Origin of the sequence: Kribbella sp. NBC_00709 (genome assembly GCF_036226565.1) — a bacterium.
Taxonomy (GTDB): domain Bacteria; phylum Actinomycetota; class Actinomycetes; order Propionibacteriales; family Kribbellaceae; genus Kribbella.
The window spans coordinates 5,446,399-5,461,848 of sequence record NZ_CP108996.1; the positions used below are offsets into that span (position 1 = coordinate 5,446,399).

At 68.2% G+C, this 15,450-nt stretch carries 15 protein-coding genes; 7 read left to right on the forward strand and 8 right to left on the reverse strand.

All coding sequences use genetic code 11. The features are described from left to right. Window positions 1–9 precede the first annotated feature (9 nt). The 6 genes from OHA18_RS26885 to OHA18_RS26910 are packed head-to-tail and all read right to left on the reverse strand — an operon-like array spanning window position 10 to window position 7,294. Window positions 10–1,383 carry a hypothetical protein gene (locus tag OHA18_RS26885; protein WP_328998076.1) on the reverse strand — a complete coding sequence of 458 codons (1,374 nt, stop codon included), beginning with the start codon at window positions 1,381–1,383 and terminating at the stop codon, window positions 10–12. After that, window positions 1,376–2,182: an amidohydrolase family protein gene (locus tag OHA18_RS26890; RefSeq protein WP_328998077.1), complete on the reverse strand. Its 807-nt coding sequence runs from the start codon at window positions 2,180–2,182 to the stop codon at window positions 1,376–1,378. The genes OHA18_RS26885 and OHA18_RS26890 overlap by 8 nt, the downstream gene beginning before the upstream one ends. Further along, complete coding sequence (locus OHA18_RS26895) at window positions 2,179–2,952, reverse strand: amidohydrolase family protein (protein WP_328998078.1); 774 nt, start codon at window positions 2,950–2,952, stop codon at window positions 2,179–2,181. The genes OHA18_RS26890 and OHA18_RS26895 overlap by 4 nt, the downstream gene beginning before the upstream one ends. Then, window positions 2,945–4,948 (reverse strand): heparinase II/III family protein, encoded by a 2,004-nt coding sequence (locus OHA18_RS26900; RefSeq protein ID WP_328998079.1) that lies wholly within the window; start codon window positions 4,946–4,948, stop codon window positions 2,945–2,947. Before OHA18_RS26900 ends, OHA18_RS26895 begins: the two co-directional genes overlap by 8 nt. Then, window positions 4,945–5,991: a Gfo/Idh/MocA family protein gene (locus OHA18_RS26905; RefSeq protein ID WP_328998080.1), complete on the reverse strand. Its 1,047-nt coding sequence runs from the start codon at window positions 5,989–5,991 to the stop codon at window positions 4,945–4,947. The genes OHA18_RS26900 and OHA18_RS26905 overlap by 4 nt, the downstream gene beginning before the upstream one ends. Window position 5,992: 1 nt before the next feature. Further along, window positions 5,993–7,294 (reverse strand): ABC transporter substrate-binding protein, encoded by a 1,302-nt coding sequence (locus OHA18_RS26910; RefSeq protein ID WP_328998081.1) that lies wholly within the window; start codon window positions 7,292–7,294, stop codon window positions 5,993–5,995. A 191-nt stretch (window positions 7,295–7,485) separates the two neighbouring features. Here OHA18_RS26910 and OHA18_RS26915 point away from each other — a divergent pair, with 191 nt between their 5' ends. Genes OHA18_RS26915 through OHA18_RS26930 form a run of 4 tightly spaced genes read left to right on the forward strand, consistent with a single transcriptional unit; the run spans window position 7,486 to window position 11,573 of the window. Further along, the gene (locus OHA18_RS26915) at window positions 7,486–8,358 is read left to right on the forward strand and encodes a carbohydrate ABC transporter permease (protein ID WP_328998082.1); all 873 of its coding nucleotides are present in this window, start codon (window positions 7,486–7,488) and stop codon (window positions 8,356–8,358) included. Beyond that, window positions 8,358–9,206 carry a carbohydrate ABC transporter permease gene (locus OHA18_RS26920; protein WP_328998083.1) on the forward strand — a complete coding sequence of 283 codons (849 nt, stop codon included), beginning with the start codon at window positions 8,358–8,360 and terminating at the stop codon, window positions 9,204–9,206. Before OHA18_RS26915 ends, OHA18_RS26920 begins: the two co-directional genes overlap by 1 nt. 37 nt (window positions 9,207–9,243) lie before the next feature. Then, on the forward strand, window positions 9,244–10,761 hold the full coding sequence (locus tag OHA18_RS26925) for a hypothetical protein (protein ID WP_328998084.1): 1,518 nt from the start codon (window positions 9,244–9,246) through the stop codon (window positions 10,759–10,761). Next, window positions 10,758–11,573, forward strand: a complete 816-nt coding sequence (locus OHA18_RS26930; RefSeq protein ID WP_328998085.1) for a fumarylacetoacetate hydrolase family protein — start codon at window positions 10,758–10,760, stop codon at window positions 11,571–11,573. Before OHA18_RS26925 ends, OHA18_RS26930 begins: the two co-directional genes overlap by 4 nt. On the opposite strand, the gene OHA18_RS26935 is transcribed toward OHA18_RS26930, so the two are convergent. Beyond that, window positions 11,570–12,421: an NAD(P)H-binding protein gene (locus OHA18_RS26935; RefSeq protein ID WP_328998086.1), complete on the reverse strand. Its 852-nt coding sequence runs from the start codon at window positions 12,419–12,421 to the stop codon at window positions 11,570–11,572. The two genes, OHA18_RS26930 and OHA18_RS26935, sit on opposite strands and share 4 nt — an antisense overlap. 200 nt (window positions 12,422–12,621) lie before the next feature. Between OHA18_RS26935 and OHA18_RS26940 the strand changes: the two genes are divergently transcribed. Further along, window positions 12,622–13,524, forward strand: a complete 903-nt coding sequence (locus OHA18_RS26940; protein ID WP_328998087.1) for an AraC family transcriptional regulator — start codon at window positions 12,622–12,624, stop codon at window positions 13,522–13,524. Here OHA18_RS26940 and OHA18_RS26945 read toward each other — a convergent pair. Then, on the reverse strand, window positions 13,511–14,563 hold the full coding sequence (locus OHA18_RS26945) for a helix-turn-helix transcriptional regulator (protein WP_328998088.1): 1,053 nt from the start codon (window positions 14,561–14,563) through the stop codon (window positions 13,511–13,513). The two genes, OHA18_RS26940 and OHA18_RS26945, sit on opposite strands and share 14 nt — an antisense overlap. Before the next feature lie 121 nt (window positions 14,564–14,684). Here OHA18_RS26945 and OHA18_RS26950 point away from each other — a divergent pair, with 121 nt between their 5' ends. Both OHA18_RS26950 and OHA18_RS26955 read left to right on the forward strand, forming a co-directional pair. Continuing rightward, window positions 14,685–15,047 (forward strand): cupin domain-containing protein, encoded by a 363-nt coding sequence (locus OHA18_RS26950; RefSeq protein ID WP_328998089.1) that lies wholly within the window; start codon window positions 14,685–14,687, stop codon window positions 15,045–15,047. Continuing rightward, window positions 15,044–15,415, forward strand: a complete 372-nt coding sequence (locus OHA18_RS26955) for a DUF1304 family protein (RefSeq protein WP_328998091.1) — start codon at window positions 15,044–15,046, stop codon at window positions 15,413–15,415. The genes OHA18_RS26950 and OHA18_RS26955 overlap by 4 nt, the downstream gene beginning before the upstream one ends. The last annotated feature ends 35 nt before the right edge of the window (window positions 15,416–15,450 follow it).

A 15,450-nucleotide genomic window follows, 5' to 3' on the forward strand; every position in this document is an offset into this window, starting at 1 on the left:
TCCAGGGCGTCAGTCGAGCTTCTCGGTGAGCAGGCGGAACTGCTGGCGGGGACGGCCGCCGCCGGTCGATCGGGCCGGTGGCAGCGGCCACGCGAGCCCTGCCTCGACGAGCTCCTTGAGCATGCGGCGTCCGGTGCGTTGGGTGACCTGCATGATCGCGGCGACGCTCTCGACGTCGACAACCACCTGCCGGCCGGGCGTGGCACTCATGGCAGAGGCGATCGACGTAACGATCTCCAGCGCCCGCTGGTCGAGCGGTGCGCTGTCGACCGGCGCGGCGTCAGCTGTAGCGGGCCCAGGCTCCAGATCCAGCCGGTCGCTGCCGCCGTCCAGGTACACCGCGACCTTGCCACCCGCAGCGACTGAGTCCTCCACCGCCATCAGCGCGTTTGCCTCGGCTGCGCGGGCAGTCTGACCAGTGCCGGCACCCACTGCGACCGGTACGCCGAGCTGTGCGGTCAGCGCGCTCAGGAAGGGTGCAACGGTGAACTGCTCGGTCAGCCGGACCAGTGCGCCATGTGTGGTGGTGACGAGGAACAGCGTGTCCGACCGTCGCGTCACCGAGGCACCTACCTGCCGCGCCTCGGACAGCAGCTTCTGGTGGGTAGACAAGGCCAGCTCCTGCTGCCAGTAGTCACCAGACTCTGCCCCCGAAGGAATGACCTGCACAGCGATCATCGCGAGCTGATGCGCCCCCATCCGCGTGCCCTGTCCCAGCAGTACGGCGGTCTCCAGCGCATCCCGCACACTCGACCGCGTAGGCGCGATCCGCATCACCGGTACGCCGTCGGCGCGCAGCTCGCGCTCCACGGACAGGATCGTGGTCAGCGCCACAGTGGTGTGCTGCCGCTCCCACTTGTCCCGGTGGAACGACGCGAAGCCCTCGACCGAGACAGGTCCCTCGTACGGGACGTCGTACACCTGTGCGGTGTCCAGGCCGATCTCGCCGTACGCCTCGGTGACGTCGGCGAGTGAGAGCGAGTCGATGCTGACCCGGCTCAGGTCGGCGCCTTCGATGGTCAGCGAGGCACGCAGCAGTGCGGCGTACAGCGCGGCACCGGTCAGCGGGAGGTGGGTCGACGGGACGGTGAGCCAGTGGCCGGTCGTCGCCAGGTCGAACGCCCACGGGCCGGGGAACACGGCGGAGTCGATCCGGTCGCGCAGCCGGAGGTACCGTTCCTCGGCATCGGACTGGTCGTCGTACCCGCCGGTGAGGAACCGGATGCCGTGCGCGGACCGGTCGGCGACCTCCTGCCCGACCTCGGCCATCGTCTTCACCAGTCGACGTGGCCCGAACAGCCCGACTGTCACCGCCGGCACCCGTTCGCCGACGGCGCCTTCACGATCGGACGGCGGCTCCGGCTGCTGCGTCTCGTCACTCATTCGTCTGGCCAACCCCTCGTTCTCCCGGCAGCGGCCGCCACCGGAACAGCTTGCGGGCGTTCCCGCTGAGAACATCTTGACGTTGGCTCTCCGTCAGCGGCGCGCACACCACCCGGCCGAGCGACATGCGCTGGTCGATGAAAGGGAAGTCCGAGCCGAACAGGACCCGGCCACTGCCCACCTGGTCGACCATCGAACCGATCATCGGCCCGGTCATCTGCGAGCCGCACACCTCCAGCCAGAGCGACGCGTACCGGCTCGCAGTCTCGATCGCCTCGTCGACGCCGGCCGGGGTGATGCCGGCGTGCCCGAGGATCACCTGGCTGCCCGGATACCGCTCCGCGACCGTCTGGAACATCGCTGGGGAGTCGTACGGTGACTGGTGCTCGGAGTGACTGAGCACGGGGCAGCCGGTCGACTCGGCGAACGCCCAGACGGCGGCGTACCGCGCGCCGGTCACCGGGTAGCGATGCAGCGAAGGATGCACCTTGATCCCGACGAACCGCTCGTCGGCCGCGAGCCGCTCGAGCTCGCGCTCCGGGTCCTGCCACGGGTTGATCACCGCGTACGCTGCGACCCGGCCGGGGTATGCGTCGACCGCGGCGAGCGACTGCGAGTTGCCCAGGTGCGCATCCTGCTGGATCGCACGATTGGATGAGAGCACGGTGACCTCGGTGCCGGTCCGGTCCATCACCGCGACCATCGTCGCCACGTCCGGCTCCGGGATGTAGAACAGCGAGTACGGGCCGAGATGTGCATGGACGTCGATGATCCGATGCGTCGGCCGGCGCCCGATCATGAGCGGCCTCCCGCGGTACTGCGGACGCCGAACAGCCGGTCCGCGTTGCCGGAGCCGACCAGCCGGACCGTCGCGTCGTCGAGACCGGACCACGCCAGCCGTACGACGCTCTCACCCGGATCGCGGAGCCCGAAGGCGGTCGCGAACAGCAGCCGATCGACGAGGCCGTTGGCGGCCAGCCACTCGACGCCTTGGTGTGCGGCGAAGTCGACCAGGTCGACGTAGATGTTGGTATGACCATCAAGCGCCGCCCAGAGCTCGCGGAGCTTCCGGTAGCCGAGGTTCGACACGATGACGGGCAGCTCGGGGTAGCGGGTCGCGATCGCAGTCAGGTCCGGCCAGCTGATCTCGGCGGCGTCGATGCACAAGGGCAGCCGGTTGACCTGCAGTCCGGCGTACAGCTCGTCCAGCAGACCGGGGGAGAAGCCGTGCGAGGTGGGGTGGATGCGGAAGGCCGCGACGCCGTCGTCCACGGCGCGGTCGACCAGTGCGGTCAGTGAGTCCAGTTCGCCTGGTGTGGCGGGAAGTGCGGTCCAACAGGCGAGTACGCCGCGATCGGCCAGGTTGTGCGCTATTGCGGAAGCCTCCGCGTTGCCGCCGATCGGATCGTGCAGCCAGGACGCCATCGCACCGACCAGCGCGCCGGACAGTGCGAACCGATCGAGATGCTCCGCGATCGCATCACGACCCGTCGGCGGCTGCAGGCTGGCCGGGTGAGCCCCGGTCAGGACCCGGGCATCGAACCACCCACTCGTCACGGCATCACTCATCACTGCCCCCCTCGACAGTCCAGGGCCCGGCGTACGGCAGTGTCAAGTGCGCCCACCCGTCGTCGATCTGCGGGTCGATCACCACTGCGTTCAGCCGGATCTCACCGCGCGCACGAATCCACAAACCACAGCGTCCGGAGCAGGCGATCTCGAACCGTACCGAGCCGTCGGTGACTGTGGCCAGCACGTCGACGTCGTCGGTGGTCCGGAGCAGGGACATCAGGGTGCGCACCCGCCAACCGGTTGCCCATGACAACTGTCCGTTGACCGACCGGGTCCAGGTGGACGAGCCGATTCGATCGGTCGTCGGGCCGTGATTGATCACCAATTCACCAGCTACCCGGGTCAAGGCGACGGTCGGGAGCGGGCCGGTGTGCGGGATGAGGACGGTGGTGAAGTCGCCGGTCGAACGCTGCAGGGAGAGCGAATGCAACGGGCCGTACTCAGCCGTCCGGGAGCTGAGGATCGGTCGACGGGCTGTGCCCTGTGTCGTGTCGATGGTTGTGGGCGAGGGGTCGCTTGCCTCGATGAGCAGGAGGCCGGGGCCGTCCGGCCCAGCGGCGGCGAAGGCGAGCGGACCGACCTGCTGCCACGGGTTGAGCGCGTGCCAGCGGGCCTGGAACGTGTGCGGACCGGTCGCGCGATCCGTCACCACGACGTACGCCGGCTCCTCTCGCACCATCGCGATCGTCCGCGCCTGCTCCAGCCCGTTGCCGTGATGGCGACCGGAGAACACGGCGACCGGCCCGGTGTCGATCAGTGGCTCGACCGAGACAGCACGATCCGTCGACAGTTCGAGATCGTCCACCAGCACGGTGTTGTGGCCCCGGCCCGACTGGTACCAGGTCAGGTACTCCGGATCGTCGTAGCTCGGCGGACCACCTGCCTCCCACAGTAGCGGCTGCCCCCACCCGTCCAGCACCAGATCCAGTACGGCGCGATGCGAGTGCGACTCCAGTTCGTGCTCGATGTGCGGCCCGTGGTTGATCACGGCCCGCAACTCGTCGCTGCGCAAGATCGTGTACCCCGACTCCGGAAGCACGGTCGCCGAGGGCAACTGAGTCTGGGCATGATCGTCCAGCAACGCACTACCTCGCTGCAGCATCTCAGCGGGCCACACGATCCCACTGTCCTGCAGATGCGGCACCCATCCACCTGACGACACCAGCTCGCGGAACCAGGTATGCATCGCGGCGAACCGTGGATGCGCTGCCACAGCGGGGTCGATCCGCGCCGCCGTCTGCAGAGCGCTCAGCACCATCCCGTGGTACCCGGGCGAGCGCTCGTAGTGCCCACCGTCCGGGTAGATGTCCAGCAGCAGATGCTCTTCGATCCGCTCGCGCGCCCGCTCCGCCCACGCTGCCGACTCCACGAGTGACGGCAGTACTGCGCTGATGTGTAGCAGTTCGGTCGCACACACCAGCTGCCAGTTCCCGTGCCGGAAGACGTCATGCTCGTCGTACGACCAACGGGCTCCACCAACCAGTGTCGCGACCAGACCGCCCCACACGTGGTCGGACAGTGGCGATGGGGTCAGGACCTCCAGTGTGGGCAGCAGGTTCCGGCAGCGCGCCCAGGTGCCGAGCGAGTACCAGATGACGTCGAGCCCCGGCCACTCACCGGTGACCGAGTCGCGCCGCTCGACCCACTCGTCCAGATGGCGCTCGAAAGCGTGCAGATAGCGGTCGTCGCCCGTCAGTAACCAGGCATCGACGCCAGGCTTCAGCCAGCCGAGGTAGTGGAAGCCGTACAGCTGCGACCGGCCACGTCCCAGCCCGGTCACGTCCACACCATCGAGCAACGGCGCGGCAGCTTGCAGCACGCCATCAGGTGAGTCCGGCAACGGCCAGGCAGGACGCTGCAGCCGCGTGCCGACGTAGGCGCGGAGCCCGGCGAGATCGTCCGCCGGAGACCCGAACGCCTTGAGCAGGTCGTCCGTCCCGATCTGGTTGATCCGCCCGTCGATATGCCGCGGCTTCTCAGGCCCGGTGCTCATGCGGCCCCGGGATCGGCCAGCATCGAGACGTCGACCGGCTGACGGGTCTCGATCGACAGGTGCGCAGCCTCCAGTACGGCGGTGACGTTGCGGCTGCTCTCGATCGTGATCAGCGGCTGCCGGCCGGTGCGGCAGCAGTCGACCCAGTGCGCGATCGCGTCGGCGTACGCACCGGCCGGGATGCCGTGCATGACCCGCTGCAGCATGTTCCGCGGGTAGCTGTAGCTGTCCGGACGCGCCAGTACGACGCTCTCCTTCTGCCGGTCGAGCTGTACGACGCCGTTGTCGGTGATGACCGCGACGTACGAGTCGACGGTGGTCGGGAACGTGTTCGGATAGATCCACGCCGACTCGAATGTGGCGACCGCGCCGCGCGAGTACTCCGCCTGGATCTGGATCGCGTCCGGGGTGTCGATGCCGAGCGAGCGCAGCTTGCCCCACCGTGCGGTCGCATACACCCGGCGCACCTGGTCACGCAGTAGCCACGAGACCAGGTCGATGTCGTGGCTGGACAGGAACCACGCACACGTCGTGCGATCCGCCCAGGACAGCATCTCGGTCGGCACGAAGATCGTGTCGTCCTTGCGCGCGTACGCCACCGCGGCCTCGCCGAGATCCGCGAGCAGCTCGTAGGCCTGCGCGTACGGCGGGACCCAGCGGTGGTTGAACAGGCACATCGCGACCACGTCGTTCTCGCGGATTGCCTTCACCGCGGCGTCGGCCTCCACGACGGACGTGGTCATCGGCTTCTCGACCAGGATGTGCTTCCCGGCTTCGGCGGCGCGCACCATCATCTCGCCGTGCACGTGGTCGGGGGTGGTGAGTACGACGGCGTCCACCGCCTCGTCGGCGAGCAGGGCCTCGAGGCCGGGATGGATCGTGGGCCGTGGCGCGCCCCGCTCGGCGATCTGGTCGGCCAGTTGCCCGGCCGACTCCGCCGACCGGCTGGTCACCGCCGTGATCTCGGCGTCGGCCCGGCCGGACAACGACAACGCGTTGCCACGCCCCATGATCCCGGCCCCGACAATCCCAATCCGCAGCACGCTATTTACCCTTCGCCAAAGTCTCGTTCCACGCCTTCTCGGCGTCGTCCAGTGCTTGCTTCGCCGACTTGGTGCCGGACATGTACGCGCGGATCTGGTCGTCGAACAGCTGCCGCAGCTGCTCGTCGTTCCCGGAGCCCATCGACGCGTCCACGCTGGTCTTGAAGGTGTCCACCAGGATCTTGCGGGCCTGGTCTGCCGGCGTGTTCCCGGCGATGGCGGTGAAGAACGGATCCGCGAGCGCCTTCACCGACGACGGGTAGATCGGCACGAGCTTGCAGAGCGCGAGCTGCTGCTCGGGCGCGGCGACGTACTTGAGCCACGCGGCCGCAGCGGCCTGGTTGTCCGACTTCGCCGGGATTCCCATCACCTGCTGGCCCGACATGTAGTACTTGCCGTCGGCACCGGTCACCGGCGGGCCCACCACGATGGACGAGTAGACGGCCGGCGCGTTCTTCTGGACGTTCAGCAGCGAACTGGAGACGGCCGCCGGGTTGAACGCGATCAGCTTGTTCTCCAGCGACTGCGGCAGGTCCCGCGGGTTCTCGCTCAGGCTTCCGGGCGCGATCGCACCGGAGCTGAACAGCGGCTTGAACTTCTCCACCAACGCGAGCGTCTCCGGGGTGTTGAAGGCGGCCGTCTTCCCGTCCTCCGACAGCAGCCGGATGCCGTCGGCCTGCACCACGCTCGAGTACGCCATGAAGTTGGTCGCCGACTTGCCGGTCGCGTCGTGGTACGTCTTCGCGAGCGTGAGCGCGTCGTCGTACGTCTTCGGTGGCTTGGCCGGGTCGAAACCGGCCTTGGCGAGCAGATCCTTGTTGTAGAAGGAGAGCGAGGTGCCGCCGTTGTACCACGGGATCGCGATGCGCTTGCCGTCGACAACCAGTGGGTCGGCCAGATTGGGCAGGTAGGCGGCAACGTCGTCCTGGCTGAACAACGAGCTCAGGTCGGCCATCGATCCGGCGAACAGCCCGGTGGTCGCCGAGGTGAAGTTGACGACGTCCGGCACCTTCCCGCTGGCGATCGCGGCCAGCAGTTTGGTGGTGATGTCCGCACCCGGCACGTCCACCCAGTTGATGTGAACCTTCGGGTGTTCCTTCTGGTAGGCGTCGATCCACTTCTGGATGTCCGGCCCGTAGTTCTTCTGCAGGTTGATCGTCCACCACTCGACGTCACCGGAGTAGGCGTCGGTGGACTGCTGCTTGGGATCGTCACCGCCGGCCGGACTGCCCGACACGCAACCGGACAGTGCGAGAGCGAGAGCGGCAACCACCGCAAAGTGCCTGAGCAGGGATCGGGCCATCGGTGGCTCCTCAGAACGGAATGTCCTAAACCTGGCTTACAGACACCATAGTGTTCGGCATCGATTGGCGTGCGTCAACGGAAGAGTGCAGAAAATTCTTGGAGTTAGCGCTTCCAGCGGCCGCGTGCGTGCGTTACGGTTCCGAACATCCACGAATCTGAAAGCTGGGTTTCAGACACAAGGGGCGACACATGCGAGGACGTGTAGTCGGGCAGCACTGGTACACGCCGTACGCCTTCATGCTGCCCGGGCTGCTGTTCTACGCCGCGATGTTCGCCTGGCCGGCCGTGATCGCGATCCAGCTGGCGTTCTCCGACTACGACATCGTCCATCCGGTGCGCTTCTCCGGGCTCGACAACTTCATCCAGCTCGGCCACGACCCGCGGGTCTGGATCGCGCTGCGGAACTCGCTGCTGTTCGTGCTGATGTTCCTGCCGCTGACCGTGGTCGCGCCGCTGTTCCTGGCGATGCTGGTGAATCTGAGGCTGCGCGCGATCCAGGCGTTCCGGATGCTCTACTACCTGCCCGTGGTGACGTCGATGGTCGCGGTGGCGGTCGCCTGGCGGTACGTCTTCAATCGCGAAGGCGTCGTGAACTGGCTGCTCGGCCTGTTCGGCACCGGGCCGATCGACTTCCTGCTCGACCGGCACTGGGCGCTGCCGACCGTCGTCCTGCTGGAGGCGTGGAAGAACGCCGGCCTGTTCATGATGATCTACCTGGCCGGGCTGCAGGCGGTCCCGTCGGATCAGGTCGAGGCGGCGACGATCGACGGCGCCAACGCGTGGCAGCGGCTGCTGCACGTCGTCGTACCGTCGCTGCGGCCGACGTTCGCGGTAACGCTCGTGCTCAGCATGCTCGAGGCGATGCGCGCGTTCGAGTCGGTCTACGTGCTGACCCGCGGCGGGCCGCTCGACTCCACCCTCACCCTCGGCTACTACATCTGGTCGAAAGCCTTCGAGGACTACGACATGGGCTACGCGAGCGCCGTCGGCCTGCTGCTGTGGGCGATCATGATCGTCCTGGCCGGATTCAACCTGCTGGTGACCCGGCGGAGGGACGTCTGATGGCCCGGCGCCTGTACCGGCGCAGGCCCCGGATCAGCGCGCGACGCGTCGGTCTGTACGTCCTGCTGATCGCGGTGGCGGCGTTGTTCATCGGGCCGTTCCTGATCCTGCTCAGCTCGGCGACCAAGCCGGCCAGCCAGGACGTGTTCGGGTTTCCGCCCGACCTGATCCCGCGACCACCCGTCGCCACCTGGTTCCGCGAGGCGTGGACGACGATCCCGTACGCGCGGTTCCTGGTGAACTCGGTGATCTATGTCGGCATCACCGTCCCGGTGTACCTGGTGATCTCCGCGCTGACGGCGTACCCGCTGGCCCGGATCGCGTTTCGCGGGCGCGGGGTCTTCTTCATGCTGTTCCTGTCGATCATGTTCCTGCCCGGCGAGCTGATGCTGATCCCGCGGTTCCTGGTGATGAGCCAGCTCGGGCTGACCGACACGTTCGCGTCGGTGATCCTGCCCGCCGTGCTGTCGTCGCTCGGGATCTTCCTGCTCCGCCAGGCGTTCTCGCAGATCCCGGACGAGATCGTCGAGGCGGCCAGGATGGACGGGGCGAACGAGTTCGCGATCTTCTGGCGGATCTGCCTGCCGATCGTCGCACCGACCTTGGCGGTGCTCGCCATCCTCGGCTTCGTCTCGGTCTGGAACAGCTTCATCTGGCCGCTGGTCGTGCTGACCAGCCAGTCGAAATTCCCGATCGCGCTCGGGATCGCCTACCTGAGCGGCGTCGCCGGGACCGATGTCCGCGGCCTCGCCGCCGGCACCGTGATCTCGCTGGTCCCGGTGATCATCGTCTTCCTCCTGCTGCAGAAACGCATTCTCAACAGCATGGGCGGTGCCGTCAAAGGCTGAACCCGCCCACCGCCCGTCCACCCTGTGAGGCTTTCCGATGAACCCTGCCCTGAACCGGCGCACTCTCCTCCTCGGATCCGCTGCCGGCGGTCTCGCCGCCTGGGCGGGTCTCCCGGCCCTCTCGGCGTCCGCCGATCCACTCGTCTACGACTCGCCCGAAGCCTTCGACGTCGCGCAAGCCGGCTACCTCGCGTCCAACGCGCAGGACAACGAGGCCGGCCTGTACGCCTGGGGCGAGTCCTACTTCCTGCTCAGCCTGCTCCGGATGTACGAGGCCTACCAGGACGAGCGCTACCTGCGCACGTTCGAGGACCGCGCCCGGCATCTGATGAAGACCACCGACCACGCCCGGCACGTCAAGGACTACGCCGGCCGGTCCGGCAAGGTCTGGCGTACGGCGGGCAACTACACCGCCGGCCACGGCGTGCTCCCCGACGGGAACGGCAAGCCGGCGATCCAGTTCCGCTGGGCGGGGACCCGCTCGGCCGAGTCGACCGCCGAGGTCTCGAACGTTGCCGACGGCACCTTTGATCTCGTACTCCGCAATCCGGCGACGACCGCGGTCGTCACCCTGCCCGCGGTCAGCCTCGATCCGGCGTCGCCGACGTACGTCGTGACAGCGGTCAACAACGCCTACACGGCGGCTCTGCGTTGGACGGCGGTCGATCTCCGTGCGACTCCCGCGGCAGTGACGGGCCCGGCGGCCGGCACGGTCGCGTTCCAGTCGCAGTACTACGTCTTCGCCGTCCACACCGGCATGATCGCGTTCCCGTTGGCGCGGTACGCCCGTATGGTGCTCGGGTCCTCGAAGCTGCGGCGGCACCACGGTTTTGCGCGGGAGGTCCTCGACGCGGCAACGGAGGCCGTCGCGTTTCACGACGGCGAATGGGTGTCGCGGCCGGACGGGTCCGGCGACTACGTGTGGCCGAAGGGCGCGCCGATCCCGTTCGACGGGACCGTCCAGCCGTACAACCAGAGTCAGGGCATCGGCCAGGTGCTGGTGGAGCTCTTCCGCGTGACCAAGCAGCCGCGCTACCGGACGCGGGTCCTGCAGATGCTGAAGGCGTACGAGTCCGCGCTCCGGCTCGTCGGCGACGCCTACGTGTGGACGTACTGGCCGCCGTACAGCGAGCTGTACGCCGGATACGCGAAGACGGCGGAGATCTCGGAGTACACCCCGTCGTACCCGGCGTCGAAGCAGATCGAGGACCTCAGCCACGCCGCGATCAGCACCGAGTTCGTTCACGCGGCGTACGACGCGGGGATCGACGGCGGACCGGCCACGGACATCCAGAAGTTCACGCACACGTTCACGCAGAAGCTGGTCCGGTCCGCGAACGAGGTCTGGTACCGGATCGACGGGACGGGTGACGCCGTACCGGCGAACGCGGTGCAGTGCGCACGATGGGGTGCGTACGCCGAACAGGATCTGCTGGTCTATCAGCAGTCGTTGCGCGTGTACGACGCCGCACAGCTGGTCCCGGTGCAAGGCTCGCACGCATTGGGTATCGCGTACTTGAACTGGGCGAAGAACTCTGGTTGGAGGAACAAGTGAGACTGCTCCGGATCCACACCGACGACGGACTACGGGACGCCGTACTCGACGACGACGGCCGGGTGCGACCGTTACCGGGCGCCGTCGAGCCGTTCGACCTGGACCGGTTGCGTGAGCGCGCGAAGTCGGCCGAGACGGCTGTCGACTTCGAGTCGGTACGGCTTGCCGCGCCGCTGAGCCCCGGAAAGATCGTGTGCGTCGGGCTGAACTACGCCGACCACGCGGCCGAGGGCGGGCAGGAGGCGCCGGCCGAGCCGATCCTGTTCATGAAGGCGTCGGACACCGTGGTCGGTGCGCACGACGACGTGATCATTCCGCGGGGCAGCGAGAAGACCGACTGGGAGGTCGAGCTGGGTGTGGTGATCGGCCGCACCGCGGCGTACCTCGCTGATGAGGCCGAGGCGCTGGATCACGTCGCCGGGTACGTGCTGGCCAACGACGTGTCCGAGCGGCACTTCCAGCTGGAGCGCGGCGGCCAGTGGGACAAGGGGAAGAACTCGGCGACGTTCTGTCCGCTCGGCCCGTGGATCCTGACCGCGGACGAGGTGCCGGATCCGCAGGCGATCAAGCTCGGGCTGGACGTGAACGGCGAGGTGCTGCAGGACAGCTCGACGGCCGAGATGATCTTCGGCGTCGCGCACCTGGTCCACTACATCTCGCAGTTCATGACGCTGTACCCGGGCGACGTGATCAGCACCGGTACGCCGGCCGGCGTCGGCGCAGGCCAGAAGCCGCCACGTTTCCTCCGCGAGGGCGACGTACTCCGGGTCTGGGCCGACGGCCTCGGCGAACAGCACAGCCGGCTTCGCTAGCTCCTCAGCGCGGCGGCGATCGAGTCCGTGATCGGGGTGGTGGGACGACCGATCAGGTGGGCGAGGTCGCTGCCGCGTCCCGACAGGAGGCCGCGCTCGATCGCGGCGTCGACGCCGACGAACAGGTGCGCCACCGGCTCCGGCAGACCGGCGTCGACCAGCACCTGCAGGTGGTCCGCGGCCGAGAGGTTGCTGTAGGCAACGTCCTGCCCGGACTGCTTCGCCAGCTCGGCGGCGTACTCGGTCAGCGTCCAGGACGCGTCGCCGTTCAGCTCGTACGCCTCCTTCTCGTGCCCGTCCCCGGTCAGCACGACGGCCGCCGCGGCCGCATAGTCACGCCGCGCGGCCGACGCGATCCGCCCGTCACCGGCGCTGCCGACAACACCGTTCGCCAGCTGTACAGCGATCTGATCGGTGTAGACCTCGTTGTACCAGCCGTTGCGGAGGAAGGTGTACGGCAGCCCCGAGTCGAGGACGGCCTGCTCGGTGGCCCGGTGATCCGCGGCCAGATCGAAGTCGGCCTCGGGTCCGCCGAGCGCGCTGGTGTACGCGATCCGCGCCACGCCGGCGTCCTTCGCGATCGCGATGATCGACTTGTGCTGGTCCAACCGGTTCGGCTCGAGGCCGGAGATCAGCAGGACGGTGTCCCCGGCGCCGAACACCTTGGCCAGCGCGGCCGGGTCGTTGTAGTCGGCGATCCGGACCTCGACGCCGCGGTCCGCGATCGGGGCGGCCTTCTCGGCGTTCCGCGCGACCGCGACGACCTGGCCGGCCGGGACCCGCTGCAGCAACTCGTCGATGACGAGACTGCCCAGGTGACCGGTTGCGGCGGTGACGACGTAGCTCATCCGCGTCCTCGCTTCGCTCCGGGCGCGGATGAGGCACGGTTCGCGCTGTGTTGAACGATGAACTCGCTTCGCTCGCTCATGTGTACTCCTAGTCGTTGATGTCTGTCACCGACACTAGGCCGACATGGCGAGCGGATCTATGTCTGTCAAGCGCTGATTTATGTCCAATCGTCTCTTCGGGTGCGCGTATCATGACAGGTATGGATGTGCTCGCCGATGTCGTCTCCGCGATGAAGACCGGTCCGGCCACGTCCGGACGCACCGACGTCCGGGGCCCGTGGGGACTGGGTTTCGTCCACTCCTTCGGTGCGACGTTCCACCTCGTGCTGCAAGGCACCGCCTGGCTGTTGCCGGCTGACGGGACCACGCCGGTGCAGCTCGGCCCCGGGGACGCGGTGCTGCTGCCGCGCGGTCTGGAGCACTCGCTGGCCGACCACCCGGATTCGCCGGTGGTTGCCTTCGATCCACGGATCGAGGAGCCGTCGCAGGGCCAGGGTGCCCGGGCGCTGCTGCTGTGCGGCACCTACGCGCTCGAGCGCGAGCGTCCGCACCCGGTGCTGAGCAGGCTGCCGGACATCGTCGTGGTCCCGGCGAACCCGGGCCGCCACCGTTCGTTGCATACGGCAATCAGCATCCTCGGCGAGGAGCTCGACGCGCAACGGCCCGGCTCGGCCGCCGTCGTACCGGCGCTGGTCGACGCGTTGCTGGTGCTGATCCTGCGGGCGTGGTTCGAGGACAACGACTGCCCGACGGAGCGCGGCTGGGCGCGGGCGTTGACCGATCCGGCGGTCGTGCAGTCGCTCGAGCTGATCCACGAAAAGCCTGGTGCTGCGTGGACAGTGGCTGACCTTGCCTCCGATGTGGGGTTGTCGCGGGCTGCGTTCGCGCGACGGTTCACCGAGGCGGTCGGCGAGCCGCCGCTCACCTACTTGTCCCGGTGGCGGATGACGACGGCGGCGCGGTTGCTGCGCGATCATGATCGTCCGCTCGCCGCGGTGGCGAAGGAGATCGGCTACACGTCGGAGTTCGCATTCGCGAAGGCGTTCAAGCGCGACTTCGGCGTACCGCCCGGAACGTACCGCAAGCAGCTCACGCCCGCCTGACGGTCAGGTCCTCCGGCCGGAGCGTCGCTACCAGCTCGCCGCGGCTGCGGACGCCGACCTTGGTGAACGCGGACTTCAGGTGGTCCTGGATCGTGTGCGGCGAGATCGACAACCGGTCGGCGATCTCGGTGGTGGTGTGCCCGGAGATGATCTCCAGACAGATCTCCCGCTCCCGCGTGGTCAGCCCGTACGCCGCCACCAGCATCCCGACCAGATGATGCCCGGACGCCGGCTCGATCGTGACCACGACCTCCTCGTCGGTGTCTCCGAGCAGTCGGCTCCCCTGCAACACGACCCATCCACCCGACGCCGTCTGCACCCGCGCCTGGAACGTCCCGGCGGAGGCCGCTCGGGTCCCGGTGACGACCGCTCGCAGCAGTACGTCGAACCGCCCGGGCGCGATGTCGTTCAGCTCGTCCTGCCAGGTCCGGGCGGCCGCGGTGATCGCCCGCAGTTCGCCGTTCGGGCCGGTGACGACGATCGACGGACCGATCCCTCCGCGGTACCCGTGCGCGTCCGTCCGGACGGCGACCCGGGTCGCCGCACCGATCACCGGCGCCACCGACCCCAGGAACTCCATCTCGCGCTCGTTGAAGTCCGCCGCGCTCCGCACGAACCCGGCCGCTCCCCAGCAGTCCCCGTCGACGGTGAACGTGGTCCGCACCTCGTGTTCGACCCCGAGCGGCCGCCACACCTCGTTCAGTCGCCGGTGCCCGACCACTTCGCGGTACGGCAGGTCGGACAGCCGCGCGACCCGGCGGTCGGCGCGGGCCAGCTCGGCGAACGAGTTCGGCACGGCTCCGGCGTACTCCGTCTCCGCCAGCAGCGGCTCGTACTCCGACGGGATGCGGGCCTGTCCGCTGGTCATCGAACTCATCACCAGCGTGCCCGGATCCAGGCCGGCCCAGCAGGTCAGCTCGCTGCCGACGACCCGCTCGACCACCTCGATCGCGGCCGCGTGCAGTTCGGCGACGCCCACCCCCGACGTCGCCAGCGCCGCGATGTCCCGGCGCGCGGCCCGCGCCCGGCCCTCCCACATGCGCTCAGTATGCGCCGCCGTACCAGGTCCGCCTATCCCGGAAATGTGGGGATTCCGTCGCCTCCACGAGCCCACCGGCACGGGATGCCGGCCGCGGCATCCGCTTCCTACCGTCGCAGTCATGACCGAATCAGTGCATCTGAGCAATGCCGGCAGCGGCGTCGAGCACGCCGCTCCGGACGCGACCGTGACCGTCAAGATCGGCGCCGAGCACACCGGCGGGCAGTACGAGCTGTTCGAGATCGACGCGCCCCGCGGCGACGCCACGCCTCCGCACAGCGAGTCCTGGAGCAAGGCGTTCTACGTCCTGCAGGGCCGGATCCTCGTCCAGGCAGGCGATCAGGGCTACGACCTCGGCCCGGGTTCGTCGATCAGCATCCCGGCCGGGACCCTGAACACCTTCTCGGTGCTCACGCCGGCGGCGAAGTTCCTCACCATCAGCCAGACCGGACGGATGAGCGAGCTGTTCGGGAGCCCGGCATGAGTACGGCGGCGCAGGTCCTGGCGATCTTCATCGCGGTGATGCTCACCGTGGTCTTCGTGATGGAGTCGATCCTCTACAAGCATCCGAGGCTGTACCCGATGTTCCTCACCAAGCCGACGGACTTCGATGCGGTGCGGCTGTGGACCGTGAACGTGGGCTGGTACAACCTGACCACGGCGGCCGCCCTGGTGATCGGCGTCGTCCTGGCGGCGAACGGTCATGAGTCCGCGGGCGAGGCGCTGGTGACGTTCACCGCGGCGCAGCACACGTTCATGGCCGTCGTACTGGTCGTGTCGGAGCGCCGGCTGTGGCTGAACGCGCTGATGGAAGGCATTCCTGCCGCGGTTTTGCTCATCCTCATGCTGTAGGAAAGTTACGAAAGCTGCGTAATCATGGGCATGAA